Source organism: Nostoc sp. UCD121 (assembly GCF_014222285.1).
Lineage (GTDB): Bacteria > Cyanobacteriota > Cyanobacteriia > Cyanobacteriales > Nostocaceae > Nostoc.
On record NZ_JACKZS010000179.1, the window covers coordinates 1 to 15,878 of the forward strand.

The following is a 15,878-nucleotide window of genomic DNA, read 5'->3' on the forward strand; positions in this document are numbered from 1 at the left end:
GAATAAAATAAATTGGCATACAATCAAAATCCAATCAAAAAGACAAAAATTGCAGGTAAATATTAATGAAAAGCCAAATCAAAAGTTATGAAGCTCTTCTAGAGCATTTATGGGCTGATGAACAACTCAAAAATAACTTTATTGCTAACCCAAAAGCTACCTTTGCTGAGATGGGTGTTCATGTTTCTAATTCGATTACAATTGAAGTTCATGAGGATAGTTTAGAATTAAAAAATTTGGTTTTACCGTTAAAGTCAGAATCCCAGATAGGTAATGTTACAGAATCAGCACCTGGATTCCAAGCAATAATACAACAGGCTTGGAAAGATGAAAGTTTCAAATCTCAACTGCTACAAAATCCCAAAGCTGCAATTAAAAAAATGACAGGTACAGACTTGTCCGATACTTTAATAATTTGTGTTTATGAAGACACACTAACTGTTAAACATTTGGTTATACCAGTTAATACTGCCAATGAAGAACTGAGTGAATTAGATTTGATAATGGTTGCAGGCGGTATTGGACGTACCGCCGGTATCATTGTAGCTCAATAATAATATCAAGTAAACAGTCTACAAAAGCTTTAAAGCTTTGTGTTTTTTCAGCCATTTAAATAGGTTTTATCTTAATTCTCAACATAGGGGGTTTGAGTTATATCGAACTCCCTATGGCTTCAAAAGTAGGGAGCCAAAACAAACTTTAATTTCAATCATAAAAATAAAACTAAACTCTATGCAAGAATCAATATCTTTATTTCACAACAAACATATCTTGAAGCCTCAGAGCATTGGATCAGAAGAGTTAGAAAATGCCACTTTTCATGCTAAACAAAGAGCTATTGAAGCACGTCAAACGATTAGCCCTTGGAAAAAGTCTCAGTCTCTTTATGAAACCGGAGGGTGGAAAAGCCTATTTGAAAATATTAACCAGCCTCTTAATCTAAGTACTCAATCCAAGGAATTTGAAACAAGATATAATAAAACTGCTAATTCCTTAGAACAAGTAGTTGAATCGGCTAAGTTGCCATTATGTCCCAGTGGACAACCAGAAATAGGTAATACTGTTGTGTTTGGTGTTGTAGGGGGTACTGTCGAAGCACCAACTATCGCTTATCTAACGGAGTCTCAGCCAGTTACAGAGGAAATTCTAGCTTTATCAGACTCAGTTAAGCCTACAGAAATTTTCCGAATTGCATCGTCTTGCCAAGCTGATGCTTGTAAGCATTTTGATGGTGCAAACTGCCGTTTAGCTACACGTATCGTTGAGCAGTTACCAACTGTTGTGGAAACTTTACCAGCTTGCCAGATTCGCCCTAGTTGCCGTTGGTGGCAGCAGGAAGGAAAAGCCGCTTGTTATCGCTGTCCACAAATGGTGACGGATAACGGTTACTCATCTAAGCTTCTCCAGGAAATAGCAGATCCGTAAAGTCAAGTAGGCATTATCAACTTAAAGTTCTATTAACATAGGGTGGCAATTTTTGAGATACTTTCTCTATAAATATGCCACCTAAAAATTCTAGTTTTTTTATAGAGTGTTTGGCTATTATTTAACTTCTCTAACTAGTTGAAGAAGCTTTTGGTTGCCAAAGAAGAGCAGTCAATTCTGCCATATCTAAAGCTTGTTTAGCCCTGATTATAGCTCTCAAAAAAGCTTGTTCATCTTGCCAACCAGAGCGAGGTAAGAGGGGCTGAGAAATTAACAGTTCTTCAGATAAAGTTTCTGCCTGAACTGTAAAAAGCTTTTCATCAGCTTCTTCGTTTAAATGATTCATCTTGCTACAGAATAAGAAAGTTCAGGTTTGTCTTGCCAAGTTTCTGGCCATTGGATGGAGTTAGCAGTAAAATGAAGTGGATCATTATCGGGCCAAGGTGCGTCAAGTGGTTCTTCAATAATGGCAAACTCGCCGTTATCGAAGGGAATCCCCGGTGCTGGCACTTTGGGGTAAACCCGTTCCCGGATTCCGCGCTTTGCCAATTCGAGAGCGCGGTGATGACAGTAAGGATTATTGCCTCTACGATTGAAGAATACGTGTGCTGTCCAAGTGCAGCCTCCACGACATAAGTCAGCAAACTTGCAAGTCTTGCAGAATCCCCATAAGTGAGCCGTCCCTTCGGGTGTACCAGCATTAAGATTAAAGCGCAATTCTTCAGCTTGTTCAATGACTTCTTGCAAAGAGCGATCGCGGATATTACCACCAGCATAAGCATCTGTTGGCAGTGAAGGACAACCTTTAATTGTACCGTCCGCCTCCAACCCTAGAGTAGAGAGTCCAGCGCTGCAACCCTGCCAAAATCCCCATTCATCACCTTGTCCCCGCAGCAACCGTTCGTAGGGACCGTAGTAACCAATGTTGTTACCAGCAGAAACTTTTACTCCTTCAAGGTGAGCCTGCCGAACTACACGAGCCACCATCGGATAGAGTTCTAATAGTTCGCTGGGCTGAAGAAGGATATCTGCATTGTCTGCGGCATTTCCCATCGGAACAGTCAATTGAATTTGCCATGCTCGCGCACCTGCATCGCGGATATGCTTGTAGATGCGAGGGAATTCAGGAGCAGACAGACGGTTAATTTGGGTATTGCAACCGAAGGGGATGCCGACTTCTTTGAGGTAGCTCATGGTTCTGAGTCCAGATTTCCAAGAACCTTTTTTTCCTCGGAGGCGATCGTGAGTTGTTTCCATCCCATCTGTAGAAACAGAAACTTTAGCAATTCCCGCTTCTTTCATCCAGTGTGCGATCTCCAGCGAGATGCCGTAGCCCCCGGTAGTCATACCACAGAGCATACCAGCCTGGGTAATGGCTTTTGCAATCACAAGCCAGTCTGGACGTAAAAAAGCTTCTCCTCCAATGAGAGTTACTTCTTTAATACCAACATCGGCTAACTGCTGAACAAGGTTAAGAGCTTCTTCAGTGGAAAGTTCTTTATCTCGTGCTTGTCCCGCCCGCGAACCACAGTGACTACAAGCAAGGTTGCATTTCAGAGTGATTTCCCAAACGGCATAACTGGTTCGATGGTGCTTGTCAGACATTATTTTGCCTAGCGTTTTAGCATTGGGTTCAGGAGTAAAAAGCTCTTATGGATTTATTAACTAGACAAAAGCCATTGTTAATAAGGGACTTCCAGGTAAGAAAATATCCCAATATTTCTTGTGGGATTGGCATCTTGCCCATCCTGTAAATTGGGCGCTCATATTGCCTACCTCACAAGATTGAATAATTTATTTATTGGAGTTCCCTAAAGGTCGGCTGATATACCGTACAAAGCCATTGGTGTTCTTCCACCGGCGATCGCCTCCAGTTGAGCTTCATTGAGTTCCCCATCAATTGAGGTCGTCTCTAAAATTTCAGCGCTAGCAGCTTCCCATTCTCTTTGAGTAAAAGAATATCCTGCTGCTTGTAAGAAAGTGCCACGTTCTTCTATTGGAGAGCTTTCAACTTGAGTGCGGAAATTTTCATCTGTTGTAACTCTCTGATAAAAAGCTTTTGCGCTTTCAATAGACATATAATTTCCTCCTATGAATACCTAAAAGATTAAGCAAAACAAGATAAAACTACAATGCACAATTTTTAGGTAAGACTATGATTTTTTTAGATTTTTGTCACGATGAATTCACTATCTAATAATTCTGATGCGCTCTCTATCCAGGAATTTAACTTACTTTTAACCGCCCCAACATCCACTCAAATCTTTTTGCCGCGATCGCCACACGATCTAAAACGTTATCATTCAATTCATCCTCATATTCTACATCTTTAGCTAACGGTAAACCTTTACTATAAACGCGCCTACCATAACCAAGCTGACTCAGCATTCCTTGCAATCTTTGAGAAAGCAAAGTTGCAATAACTTGATAAAAACGAGATGCAAATCCCATATCCTGTTGTAACTTTGCTGCTAATTGCTGTCGGTCAATTGACAAAACAATTGAATCTTCAATAGCTTTAACCGTTGCCAAAGGTAGGCGACCATCAATGAAGGGTGTTTCGCCGATGATTTCGCCTTTGGATAATTTGGCTATTTCTCTACCAGAAATTTCACTACCTTCTATAGCAGCAAAAGCACGCGCTAAGGGGTTACGCTCATTTTCATCAATAGACAAAGACATTGCTCCATCTAAAAGAATATACAGCCCATCCACAAGCCCTCTTTCACGGATAAGTACAGTATTAGCAAGAATTTTTTGCATTTTACCACAAGTCGTCATCCAATCGATGTCACTATCATGTAATCCTCCTAACACAAATAGGACATCTCTCAAAGGTTGATTTTGTGCTAAATTGTTACGTCCCTGTTGATTAATGGTGCTTTGAATTCTATCGGAAAGGATAATTGCGATCACACGATAAAAACGCGAAGCAAAACCAACATCTTGCTGCAATTTTACGGACAGCTTTTGTTGAGAAATAGACATTACTAAACATTTTTTAACAGCTTTTACAGTTGTAGTTGTCAGACGATTCCCTACTAATGCAAGCTCTCCTACTACCTCGCCACTGGATAATCTGGCAATCTCCCGGCTAAAGACTTCATCTCCTTCGATAGCTGCAAAAGCACGAGTTAGAGGATTATTATCTGGTTGAGAAATGCTAACTACTAAAATGCCATCTAGCAAAATGTGCAAACAATCGGCAGCTTTTCCTTCTTCGATAAGTATAGTGCCAGCAGCTATTTCTCGTTGATGACCTGTCGCAATTATCCAATCAATGTCACTGGTAGTTAATTCTTTGAGTAACACTTCTGTCATAACTAATACCTGTTTTTAATCTTATATTTTGGATTATTGTATAGACACGTTAGCGTTAGCGCAGCGTCTCGTAGAGAAGCGGGACGTTAGCGTAGTGGGGCGAAGCCCAGTACATTTAATTTTGCGTTTCTACATACGAAGTCTTCAGCAATCTCTCTAAATTTTGTTGAATAAATGAGTTCGCCTCTTTTGAAGCTAATTCTTCCAATGTTAAATAAGTCAATGCCGTTAATATCAAGGGTTGAATATTAGTATCAGTTAATTTTCGTGCATACTCAGCGTGAAAGCGCTGCAAATTGTCGGCGGCTGCTTTCACTAATGCCTGTAGAATTTTAAAAGCCCCATCAGAAAGTGGTGGATTACCCCGATAGTTTTGCAGTCTACCTCCCTCTCGGTAATCAGGAAACGACTCTAACCCCAGAAATCGCAAACACCAGTCGGCTCGATAATACCCGGTAGCGGCTACAATGCCTTTGTAGTCGGCAATTAGCTCATCAAGTATATTGTTTTGCATGGAGTTAAACAGGCGGCGTGTAAAGTAGTGTGTACATTCATGTTCCAGCCGAATTGTTAATGATAGTTGCTGCCATTGGAATTTTTCAAGTCCCATATCGCTGGCTGAAACGTTACTATAAGCGCCATCATTCAAAATAATGAACTTATCCTGATAAAGTTGCTTTTGTGGTATTAGCTTCTGAAACTCTCCCATCCAACTAATTTCTGAGCAATTACCAGGATTTAGAGCTTCCCATTTTTGGCGATGCTGACAAATCCGATCCCAGTTATTAAATCCACTAACTATACAGGCTCCCATAGAGTTAGGGATTGGCTGGGGTTCATTTCGCTTTGTCAGAGCTTGTACTAGAGAAAGAAAGTCCTCTCGGTTTCCAGCTAGTAATACTGGTATGATTCCAGCCAAGCTTTGATGTAATATTAATTGGAGTTTTTCAGGCTGCTGTAAAACTAAACCAGTCGCTTCAGGCATTCCATCCGCAGTAACGCCCCTACGACTGGCAGACAGATAGGCTTCAGTTTGACTGATACCTTCTTTAATGGGGAATCGCAACTGAACCAGTCGTTGTTTGAGTGCTTCAAATACTCCTACGACTCTCGCTGCAACGGCGTATTCTTCCCAAGCAGCCACATATAATTCAGGAGTAAGGGGGAACTTCAGAGGATAAGTTAATGTGTTGTGATCAAAAACGTTTTGATTGTATACCAATAATTCCTTCGCCTGTGTAGCAGTAGCTCCAAAGTAGGCGAGGATATCGGTACGAAATGATTGTTTAATCATAAACGAGTGGGGAGAAATCAATTCAAAATTCAAAATTCAATAAAAAACTAGGAGAGATGAGAAAGTAGGGGAAGAAAAACTATTGATGATTCATCAATGCCCCATGCCCAATAGATATCTCCGAAAATTAAATATGCATTATCTGAAACCATTTGTAGGGACAATTCATGAATTGTCTCTACGCCTTTTCTGGAGATGTCCAATAACTAACGAGCAACAACTAAACCAGCAATTTGGTCGGTAATTCCTGCAATTGTCTGACTGATGGGATGTTCGGGGTGACGTAGAGAGAAAATACCAATGCTTGCTAGCTGCATCATTTCTTCGGAAAGGGGCAGAATCCCAGCTACTGGAACGTTGTAGATTTTCTCAACCTGTTGTTGCAAGTCTGCAAAGTTCAAGCTTGGTAACGCTTTATTGATTACCAACAACATTTTTGGCACTCTGAGCTTGCGAGCTACATCCACTGTTACCGCAGTACCTTGGAAGTCTTGATTATCTGGACGTAAGAGAATTATTAGAACATTGGAAATACCAATGGAAAGTAAGGTTTCTTCGTTCAATCCTGGATGTGTATCAATTAATAGATAATCTAGTTTCAGGCTGCGAATAAGTTGCTGAAAACCATCGTTGAGTCGGATTACATCATACCCTTCACGCAGAATTCTAGCGATTTCACCAGCCTTAATACTAGAAGGGACTAGATAAAGCCTACCTTTGACTGTACTTGCATTTCCTTGTTCTGCAATGAGAGTATCAGTCACATCATAAGCAGCGTCTTTAATATCGCATTGTCCCCATAAATAATCATTGAGTGCGCGTTCTATTTTATTCTCGTTGAGTCCGAAAATAACGTGAATTCCTGGTGATTGGATATCAGTATCAATAATGCCTACACGTTGTCCTTGAAGCGCCATAGTAGCTGCTATATTGGCAATCAAGTTTGATTTACCAGTACCGCCACGGAATGAATGAACTGCGATAATTTGTGCCATATATTACCTCGTAATTAATTATTTATTTATTGGGAATTGGGAAAGAGGAGGCAGAAGTAATTTAATTTTGAATTTTGAATTGATTCCTCCCTCATTTTGCTAACTCTGGGAAGGTGAATTTTAACCAGCAGCGATCGCCCCCCAAAGGTAACAAAACTCGTCCGTTGGATAGCTGCAAGTTAAACTGCATATTCTTGTTTCCACTCTGGACTTCTACTAGTGCAGGCATACTTTTAGAGTCCACCTTGGAGTTGCTTGTGTGTGCCCACACTCTAAGTTCTTTTTCTTGCTTGTTTGGTAACTGAAAGGTTGCATAGCGCAGGGATGAGAGTGATGGAATCTCAATTGTGGCTGCTTCGTGATGTTGCTCACCATCGGCATATCCCAGCAGCACTTGGGCGATTTTTGGTTGTCCGCCTGCTGTGATTGTGAATACGGAACTACCCCCCAGGTGTTGATCTTCTCGTAGTTCTACAACTACACGAGAAGCAAAGGCTCCATAGTTTTTCATCACTAGAGTTGCTCCTAAAGATAGTGCAGCAACGGACAATGCAGTAATCCGCGCCACAAAATTTTCCCAGATAAATAAGCCGTGGATGAGCAGGATGCCTAAGAATAAACTGTACACACCCACGCTAAACAACGGATAGTTGAGAATCTTCAAGACTACTCCGGGTATAAGTTCGCCTTTGCGCCGACTAGAAACTAATAATAAAATTGGGAAAATACCACCAACAAGGGAGTTGCCAAGGATGCCGGCGAAGGCGAGTATATTGGTAAAGGATTGCACACCAGCTAAGAAAAGCCACTCTGTCAACAAGAAGACTAGCAGTAAGGGGCTAATGCATAAGAAGAAGCGACGTTGGTTGAGCAAGGTTGTCCAAAACTTTTTCGTCTGACTCTGATGCTCAAAAGCAAAATTTCCAGCATCAGCTTTCAAACCTCCTTCATAAACTAAGAGCATCGGTGAAATGATTTGTAGACAAGCTCTATCCTGGTTAGCTGATTTGACATCTAAAGCCAAGCGGGTATCCCACTTGCGTAAGTCGGGAAATTGATTGAATAGTTCTTTAATATCCCAATGTTCAGCGATGGCAATTTCTACAGAGTCAACTTTGCCGCTTAACTGAATATCTACACGAAACTTAGATTGAGTGTCTGATTGTCCCAAGTAGGTTAAACCAATATGGGGAATCTGGCTGGATTCTCCAGAGGGATGTAATATTAGCATTCCTTGCTGGCGAGGTAAGCTTAATACAGATTTCGGTCGGGTTGGCAACCACTCTTTAGCTAAGTTGACTAGGAGACTGGAACTACGTAGCCAAGCCATTCCCAAAAGTAGGATGACTAAAACTGCCCCCAAAACTGTGACGATTGAACCTACTTCTCGTGCTAGTGGTTCTAAAGCGGTGCCTGATTGTCCTGCTAACAATTGGGGGGCGATCGCTCCATTGACTGCTAATACCCAAATGCAAAACAATATAGTCAAAAAAGCAGTTCCCGCAACGCTACCCCAAATCAAGGAGGTGGCGCTAGAGTCACGCGGAAGTATGAGTTTGCCACATTCCCCGACATACACATGGCCAAAGTAAAGCATCAGGCTGACACCGAAAATCCTCTGTAGTCTCTCCGGTTGGAAATGACCATCAAGAAAGGGTAAGTTTACATATAATAAATTTTCTAGTTCAACATGACCCAATGCCAGCAGTGAAAGGATCAGCAGCAAACTCACGTTGATTACTGCCAAAAATATCATTAAGGCAACGGTGAAGTTCAAAGATTTATGCGATCGCAAATACAATCCCCCAGCAAAGAGCAATGCTGCCCATAATGCTGCTGGTATGGGTGTGAAGCTGGCCATCGTCACCGACAAACCAATATAACAAGCTAATGCAATCAGAAAAACCCGGATACCAACTGCAATAGAAAGTATAAATGAGCCTGCATTTCCTAAATAATTAGATACTAATTGTTTGATAAAAGAATTCCCATAACGGAAGTCACTACTACGCCCAACAGCTTCTGCCATACAAGCCATCGTCAGGATGTTGATAGTACCAATAATCAGCAAAAAGGCAATGGTAACTAATGGGCCAACATCGGCAACAGCAATGGGCAAGGCTAGGAAGGCTTGGGGAAGCCCTAAAGCAACGGTGAGTATGGAAGCTAGCCAAAAGGGTGGCAGAGATTCTAGACTTTGGGCGATCGCTGCACTCATCCAGCGCCACTGTTCAATCAGTGGCAATTGGGAGGCAAAAATAGTTAAGAGTTGTTTTCTATAAAAGCGGGAATAAGCCACTTGTACCGTTTTCTCATCCAAACCCAAAGCGGCGCGGATGTGAGGCACTACTTTCTCGGTAAAAGTGTATTTTTGTCCAAAAGCATGGGCAATAGCAGCTTTCAGTTTAGGATTTTCTGGTACTAGGGATGCCCACTGACTGGCGTAACGTTCCAAGTGCTGAATAGTGGGGTGGATTGGTGGTGCATTCCCTAAAGCAAAGGCTTCTAAGAAAGCTAAATTGCGTTCATTGCTAGTTTGCTCCGCTAAGGAAAATTCTACTAGCGATCGCGCCACTATTTGCGCCGTCCGACTCTCGATCAAAAACAGTAGCGTATTCGCTCGTCTAGCAGGTAAACCCGCCAGCACTTCCTCCCGTGATATCAGTTCGTCGTCGGATGACATGATTTATACCTCAGTATTTAGCGATCGCTCTTTGAGAGATTGCACTTTACTCTGCAATCTCTGGTAATACTCTGTCTCAGTTTCGCTAACAATAAGCGTTTGTTCTCTCAGCTTTTGGATTTTCATTTGTAACTGCTGAAAGTGTTCATTTTCAGTAATATCCGCAACGTGGTTAGCTCTTTTGGTTTCATCAATTTCAATCCGAAGTTCTTGGACTTGCATTTTCAGCTTTTGGTCTCGCATTCTGACTTTTTCAGCCATCTTCAAGAAAACACGCACTAATTGACCAATGTCATCTTGGCTATGAGTTGATTTCGCCAAGCTCTGACGTAGTTGCAATACATGAGAATCAAAATCATCATGTTCTAGTGCTTGAGCTGCTTCTGTAAGGGCATGAATCGGTCGAGAAATTCTTCTGGCTAACAGTAGCGCTATCATTGCTGTGATGCCGCCCACAACTACCACACTGCTGCCGTGCAGCCAAATCAGACGGTTCAAAGGTGCAGCAAACTGTACCTTGGGTTGGCTGATTCCCAAAACCCAGGATTGTTCTGCTAAAGGTGCAAAACCAACTATGCGGGGCATCTGCTGGGGTGGAAAGCGATAGATTGCATGACCTACTTGTTTGGCTTTCACCATCACTTTCAACTCTGCAATCTTCAAGCTCTGAATCTGCTCCAGCCCATAACGTCTATCGTCGGCAATCTGCTTTAAAATATCAGGGGACAGAGGGATGAGGCTATGGTACAGCAGAGATTGATCGGCATGACTAATGATTACTCCCTGTTGGTCAATTAGAAATGCGTAGCTTTGAGAGCCTACTTGCAATGTATTGACAATCGCTCTAATATCTGCGCCCCTAATTTTGAGTACTAATACTCCGACAATTTCACCACTAGGCGATCGCACTGGGTGAGAGAGAAACATTCCGGCTCGTTTAGTCGTTTTACCCACCAGAATACTGGATATATAGGAGTTACCCTGAATGCTAGAGCGGAAATACTCACGGAAAGCGTAATTTTGACCAACAAATGTGGGATCGGTAGCCGCAACAGCACGTCCCTCTTTATCCATGATAAAAATAGCATCAAAGTCTGGATTAGAGCGGAAGACATTTTCAAGGGCTTGTTGCATATCATTACGCAAGTATGCTCGTTCTCCAGAGGAGGTAGCAGCGAGGAAATTTACCACATTGCGATCGCTGCTAACTTGAACCACAATACGCTGAATATCAATAATTAATTGGTCAAGGCGACTAGCAACACTAGTCGCTAATAGTTCTAACTTCCGGTATTCTCCAGCCTCTACACTATCTAAACTCTGCCGCAGATTGTAATAGGAAATGAAGCTCATCGGTATTAGCGCCGCCGCAACCAATGCTGCCGAAATCTTAGCAGCGATCGGCCAAGCTGGGGGGTAAAAAAAACGATGGAGATGCTTTATTTTCAAAATGTAATACCTGTTGAGGTATAAAGATTTTTACATAACCGTATAAATAGGAAGCTTCAATCTCAAAATTATTTTACTGTTCCTTATCCTTAGCAGCTTATGAAAGGTAACTAACTACTTCAATGCACAATCTTTGTATAAAGCTCACATTTTTTTAGTTTTTACACATCCTTTTAATTCGACTTTATCCATTTTTTGGCAACGCTCAAAGTAGCTCTGAAACTTTTGTACTTTCCTTTCTATAAAACGCTGTCCGTAGTTTACTTCACTGTAAAAATACAATTTTTAATTTTAAACTGTTAATAATTGTGCCTTTCTCCAAGCTTGGGGAGTAGTCTTGTGATGCTGGCGAAACTGGCGGAAAAAATGGCCTTCATGCTGATAACCTACCGTTTCAGCAATCTGATTCACACACAAGTTACTTTCAAGCAATAATTTACGTGCTGCCACCATCCGGCGTTCGACAATCCAATGATTCACCGTTTGTCCCGTATGACGGCGCACTAAGTCTGTTAAATAAGCTGGGCAGTAACCAACTGCAAGAGCTACATCTTGCAAGCTAATTGGTTGATAGTAATTTGCTTCAATGTACTCAAATACTTGGCTCAGATGAGAGTCAGAAGGAAATATCGATTGTGAATTTAGTGATTTTGTAATTTCAGATAAAGGTGAAACTATAGTTTGTGAGAAATGTACTGCATAATACTCTTTCGTAGCTGCTTGTTTTTTTAGCCGAGTTGCGATCGCTGACAATAATTCCTCTACCGTAGACGGTTTAGTAAGATAGTCATCAGCTCCTAAATCCATGCCTTGGCGAAGTTCCGCCTTAGTAGCCTTAGCAGTCAGAAAAATGAAAGGAATCATAGCTGTGGTAGGGTCTTGCCGCAGAGTGGAGAGAACACCGTAGCCATCAAGTTCTGGCATCATAATGTCGCAAAGCACCAAATCTGGTAAATTTTCTAGCGCCTTTTGTACGCCAACAAGACCACTCTTTGCACCGATGGCTTCAAAACCTTCTGCTTCTAGGCTATCTAGAAAGATATCTCGCGTTTTTGTCTCATCTTCAATCACCAGAACTTTTGCCATACTTTCCTCTGAGGTATTGTCATAAATTGTAAAAAACTATTATTTATACTGATGTTATAAGAGTAATGTAACTGTAAAAGTAGTACCTTTTCCAACTTCACTTACTACATCAATTTGACTATGATGTAAGTCTATAAGCTTCTTGACAATTGCTAACCCCAGTCCGTTACCCGGTATGTCCCCCACATTCTCACCCCGATAAAATGGCTTAAACAATTGTTGTTGATCTACCACCGGAATACCAATTCCCCGATCTTTTATCTGGAAAATAACTTTTTTATCTTCGTAGGATAGTAGTAAATCAACCTTGCTATTTGTTGGGGAATATTTGATAGCATTTGAAAGCAAATTCGTGAGGACGGGTTGTAATAGCTTTTTATCTACCCACACAACTTGACAATCACCTTCAATAATAAAATTGACTGAATTGAGATTTGTATACAAGCTCATTTCTGCCAAAATTTCCCGGCAAAACAAATTTAAATCAACCGGTTTTAGCTCGTACCGTAGTTTTCCGGCTTCTACACTTTCGACAATAAGAACTTCATCCATTAATTGCTTTATTTGCTCAACTGCTGTTTGAAGATTCTGTAAATACTGTAATTTCTTTTTCTCACTCCAATGGTGACTATGACGTTTCAACAAACTAGTTGAATATGAAATAATATTTAAAGGGTTACGAAATTCATGGAAAACCATAGAGGTGAAGCACGCTCTATCTTCAGCAATTTGTTTTTCTTGCTGGAGAATTCGGCGATTTTCTTTTTTTGCTTGTTGGGATTCAGTAATGTCCCGAAAGATCCATACTGTACCAATAATTTCTTCAGCAAGTCGCAGAGGTTTACTGTATTGTTCGAAAAACCTCTCATCTTTCAATTCTAAAATATCACAGCTTTCAAAATCTATTTGGCTATCGAATTGATTGACATTTCTGCAAAATTTTTCTGGATTTTTAACTTGGTTTTTATAAAAAGTCAGAGATTGATTATGATGACATAAAGTATTAATAGAATCTGGAATATGCCACATCTGGACAAAATTTTGATTGGAGCTAATAATATCTCCATTTGATCTGATAGCAATAACACCGTCAGCGATAGATTCCAGAGTTGCTTGAAGTAACGAAAGAGAATTCTCCAGTTTAACTTTTACCCGTTCGCACTCTGCCCTCTTGTGAAATAATTGCTGATTGACGTACTTTGATTCAGTTAGAAGCTTTTCTACTCTACATTCTAGTACTTGATTAGATTTATCTAAGCTGAATGAAGCTTGTTTGCGTTTGCTAATATCTCGGATCAGAATACAAACATACTCTTTAGCTTCATATTCCATATATGTAGCAGAGATTTCCACAGGAAAACACTGTTCTTTTAAAGTTTTATATAAAGATTCAAAATATAAGGAACCTTGTTGTTTGATACTTTTCCAGTAATTCGGCCAAACTTCTAGCGGAAAGTCTAGTATTATATTATGTATAGTCTTAGAGACTAATTCCTCATAAGGATACCCTACCAAACTACAAGCTGCATAATTAACGTATATAATCTGTGCATCTGACGTTATCCAGAAAACTGCATCTATTAAACGTTCCATTAAAAACCTGGTAAGCAGCAACTCTTCTTCTAATGGCAACATAGCAACTTTAGATGTTTGTAGCTCAGAAAAGCTGTTTTTTAAAATCATAAGTTTTAATAGTAATGATTTCTAAGAAATGTGAGTTAGGGTAGGCAAAACAGGAATTATACATATAGGACTCCGATTTTATTTTTAAAAATATCCTGAGACTGGAAAGCCCGTTTTATCAGGATTTTATCTGAAATATTGTTCATAAATCAGATATGATTCTTATATAGGACTCCGGTTTGATTAATGAAAATTTTGTCAGATAAAAGCTTTGTTGTCCAAAAATTTTAGTCTCGGTATACTTTCAAAAATGAAATCGGATTCCTATATAATCATCTCTTCGCTTTCGACAGAGCAGGGCACTCCAATTAGGGCTACAAGATGGCTTTGATCAAACAAAGATAATAGTTTCGGAGAGTGTAGACACTTTTTTGCCGATGAGTTCACCATTACAAAAAACCGAAATCCTATAATTACTTAGCCCAAAAAGCAAGGAACTAATTAGTGGTCAGTAGTTTTACTGTTGCCGATGAGTTACACAATATCTGACATATTCATGCCACACATCCACCTTTTCTGCTTGTTTACGTGCAGTTTTCATACTTGGAGAATGCAGGAACATGATCACCTCATCGCATAAAAGTGCATATTTAATAAATATTTGCTTATGTATGATCCAAAGGTGCAGTTTTGTTGGATACTTAAGCAAATCGGATGAATAGCACCAGATGACGAAAAACTACAGATTACACAGGTGTTTGCAGTTCGGATTGGCAGGGTTGCTGGGCTGTTTAAGGGTAAGTCTCCTCACTAGCAAAACCCAGGCGCAGCAAAGTAATATCGTGCCTGATAACACACTTGGCTCTGAGTCCTCCCAAGTTATAAGCAACTTTCAGGGACTAACTATAGAAGTAATTACAGGTGGTGCAACTCGCCAAATCAATGAAAGTAGCGACCAAAGTGCAATTATGATGGTCAGTGCATGGGCAACTACAAATAGATTAGTGTTAGGGCAAGTTAAGGTAGATGAAAAATCCAATGAAATTACAGCAATTCCCGAACTATTAAAAGTTTTAGAACTGTCTGGATGTATTGTCACAATTGACACAATCGGTTGTCAAAAAGAGATTGTAAAATTAATTACACAGCAAGATGCAGATTATGTAATTACCTTAAAAAGAATCAAGGGAATCTTTACGATGAAGTTGAAAAATTATTCCAGTCAGGGATAAGCACAGGTTTTGAGGGGATTTAACATAGCACATATAAAACAGATGAAATTGGCATGGTCGTCATGAAATCCGCCACTATGTGATGTTATCTCAGATTCAGTCTCGGCTTAACCCAGATTCAGTTTGGTCAAACTTTAATAGTGTTGGTATGGTAGAGTCCGTCCGTTTATTAGACGGTAAAACAACAGTTGAAACTCGTTATTTTATTAGTAGCCTTGAAGATAACGCTGAACAGTTTGGTAATTCTATTCGCAGTCATTGGGGAGTTGAGAATTCATTACATTGGGGAGGCAGCGCGTTGCGGGGGTTCCCCCCGTTGTAGCGACTGCCGTTATTGGATGTCGCTTTGAGGGAAGATGAGTCGGATTAGGAAAGATAATGCCCCACAGAATTTTGCAATTCTCAGACATATTGCAGTCAATTTTTTAAGTAAAGAGAAACGTGTTAAACGCGGAATCAAAAATAAACAGTTTCTCGCGGCGATGGATAATAAATATTTACTAAGTACTTTAGCGTTAGCTTAAAATAGTACATCAAAACTTCATTTGAATGTTTTACATAAAAGTTTTATTTATTTTCTAAGTAAATACACTCTTACATAGCTCAGAATTGAATTATTTTAGTATTGATGATTAGTCATTCAGTTGAGGATAAGCTAATTCACATTTTGAGAAAATATTTGATTTATTTTATTTATCATCCCATCAATTTTTACAATTATCTATGTCATTTTTAAATTTTCCTTAGTTTTTATTAGTAAATAAGATGCG

Annotated in this window: 12 protein-coding genes and 1 pseudogene; 3 read left to right on the top strand and 10 right to left on the bottom strand. The window is 40.1% G+C overall.

All coding sequences use genetic code 11. The features are described 5' to 3' along the window. Nucleotides 1-65 precede the first annotated feature (65 nt). Both GNF10_RS27695 and GNF10_RS38955 read left to right on the top strand, forming a co-directional pair. Nucleotides 66-554: an NHLP leader peptide family RiPP precursor gene (locus GNF10_RS27695; protein WP_185585813.1), complete on the top strand. Its 489-nt coding sequence runs from the start codon at nucleotides 66-68 to the stop codon at nucleotides 552-554. Nucleotides 555-732: 178 nt separating this feature from the next. Then, complete coding sequence (locus GNF10_RS38955) at nucleotides 733-1,425, top strand: hypothetical protein (protein ID WP_260446003.1); 693 nt, start codon at nucleotides 733-735, stop codon at nucleotides 1,423-1,425. A gap of 130 nt (nucleotides 1,426-1,555) precedes the next feature. On the opposite strand, the gene GNF10_RS27705 is transcribed toward GNF10_RS38955, so the two are convergent. The 10 genes from GNF10_RS27705 to GNF10_RS27750 all read right to left on the bottom strand — a co-directional run bounded on the left by GNF10_RS27705 (nucleotide 1,556) and on the right by GNF10_RS27750 (nucleotide 13,936). After that, a complete protein-coding gene (locus tag GNF10_RS27705) occupies nucleotides 1,556-1,771 on the bottom strand; it encodes a hypothetical protein (RefSeq protein WP_185585812.1) in 216 nt (71 codons plus the stop codon). Next, complete coding sequence (locus tag GNF10_RS27710; protein WP_185585811.1) at nucleotides 1,768-3,030, bottom strand: nif11-class peptide radical SAM maturase 3; 1,263 nt, start codon at nucleotides 3,028-3,030, stop codon at nucleotides 1,768-1,770. The genes GNF10_RS27705 and GNF10_RS27710 overlap by 4 nt, the downstream gene beginning before the upstream one ends. A 206-nt stretch (nucleotides 3,031-3,236) precedes the next feature. After that, nucleotides 3,237-3,503, bottom strand: a complete 267-nt coding sequence (locus GNF10_RS27715) for a Nif11-like leader peptide family natural product precursor (protein WP_185585810.1) — start codon at nucleotides 3,501-3,503, stop codon at nucleotides 3,237-3,239. Nucleotides 3,504-3,651: 148 nt separating this feature from the next. Further along, a complete protein-coding gene (locus GNF10_RS27720) occupies nucleotides 3,652-4,746 on the bottom strand; it encodes a cyclic nucleotide-binding domain-containing protein (RefSeq protein WP_185585809.1) in 1,095 nt (364 codons plus the stop codon). A gap of 115 nt (nucleotides 4,747-4,861) precedes the next feature. After that, complete coding sequence (locus GNF10_RS27725; protein ID WP_185585808.1) at nucleotides 4,862-6,040, bottom strand: hypothetical protein; 1,179 nt, start codon at nucleotides 6,038-6,040, stop codon at nucleotides 4,862-4,864. A 206-nt stretch (nucleotides 6,041-6,246) separates the two neighbouring features. Next, nucleotides 6,247-7,035, bottom strand: coding sequence for a MinD/ParA family protein (locus tag GNF10_RS27730; protein ID WP_185585807.1), 789 nt, complete (start codon nucleotides 7,033-7,035; stop codon nucleotides 6,247-6,249). Between the two features lie 91 nt (nucleotides 7,036-7,126). Then, the gene (locus tag GNF10_RS27735; protein WP_185585806.1) at nucleotides 7,127-9,718 is read right to left on the bottom strand and encodes a hypothetical protein; all 2,592 of its coding nucleotides are present in this window, start codon (nucleotides 9,716-9,718) and stop codon (nucleotides 7,127-7,129) included. A gap of 3 nt (nucleotides 9,719-9,721) precedes the next feature. Then, entirely contained in the window at nucleotides 9,722-11,167 is a 1,446-nt protein-coding gene (locus tag GNF10_RS27740) for a cache domain-containing protein (RefSeq protein WP_260446002.1), read from the bottom strand. 291 nt (nucleotides 11,168-11,458) lie between these two features. Continuing rightward, on the bottom strand, nucleotides 11,459-12,253 hold the full coding sequence (locus tag GNF10_RS27745) for a response regulator (protein ID WP_185585805.1): 795 nt from the start codon (nucleotides 12,251-12,253) through the stop codon (nucleotides 11,459-11,461). Nucleotides 12,254-12,307: 54 nt separating this feature from the next. Continuing rightward, nucleotides 12,308-13,936, bottom strand: a complete 1,629-nt coding sequence (locus GNF10_RS27750) for an ATP-binding protein (RefSeq protein ID WP_185585804.1) — start codon at nucleotides 13,934-13,936, stop codon at nucleotides 12,308-12,310. An 881-nt stretch (nucleotides 13,937-14,817) separates the two neighbouring features. On the opposite strand from GNF10_RS27750, the pseudogene GNF10_RS38960 reads away from it, so the two are divergent. Continuing rightward, nucleotides 14,818-15,632: pseudogene (locus tag GNF10_RS38960) on the top strand (ISAs1 family transposase); the annotation flags it as partial. Nucleotides 15,633-15,878: the final 246 nt, after the last annotated feature.

What these genes read in the sequence shown, in the direction of transcription:
- GNF10_RS27745 (WP_185585805.1), bottom strand. Translation starts at nt 12,253, where the DNA reads ATGGCAAAAGTTCTGGTGATTGAAGATGAGACAAAAACGCGAGATATC.
- GNF10_RS27750 (WP_185585804.1), bottom strand. Translation starts at nt 13,936, where the DNA reads ATGATTTTAAAAAACAGCTTTTCTGAGCTACAAACATCTAAAGTTGCT.
- GNF10_RS27710 (WP_185585811.1), bottom strand. Translation starts at nt 3,030, where the DNA reads ATGTCTGACAAGCACCATCGAACCAGTTATGCCGTTTGGGAAATCACT.
- GNF10_RS27715 (WP_185585810.1), bottom strand. Translation starts at nt 3,503, where the DNA reads ATGTCTATTGAAAGCGCAAAAGCTTTTTATCAGAGAGTTACAACAGAT.
- GNF10_RS27730 (WP_185585807.1), bottom strand. Translation starts at nt 7,035, where the DNA reads ATGGCACAAATTATCGCAGTTCATTCATTCCGTGGCGGTACTGGTAAA.
- GNF10_RS27720 (WP_185585809.1), bottom strand. Translation starts at nt 4,746, where the DNA reads ATGACAGAAGTGTTACTCAAAGAATTAACTACCAGTGACATTGATTGG.
- GNF10_RS38955 (WP_260446003.1), top strand. Translation starts at nt 733, where the DNA reads ATGCAAGAATCAATATCTTTATTTCACAACAAACATATCTTGAAGCCT.
- GNF10_RS27725 (WP_185585808.1), bottom strand. Translation starts at nt 6,040, where the DNA reads ATGATTAAACAATCATTTCGTACCGATATCCTCGCCTACTTTGGAGCT.
- GNF10_RS27735 (WP_185585806.1), bottom strand. Translation starts at nt 9,718, where the DNA reads ATGTCATCCGACGACGAACTGATATCACGGGAGGAAGTGCTGGCGGGT.
- GNF10_RS27705 (WP_185585812.1), bottom strand. Translation starts at nt 1,771, where the DNA reads ATGAATCATTTAAACGAAGAAGCTGATGAAAAGCTTTTTACAGTTCAG.
- GNF10_RS27695 (WP_185585813.1), top strand. Translation starts at nt 66, where the DNA reads ATGAAAAGCCAAATCAAAAGTTATGAAGCTCTTCTAGAGCATTTATGG.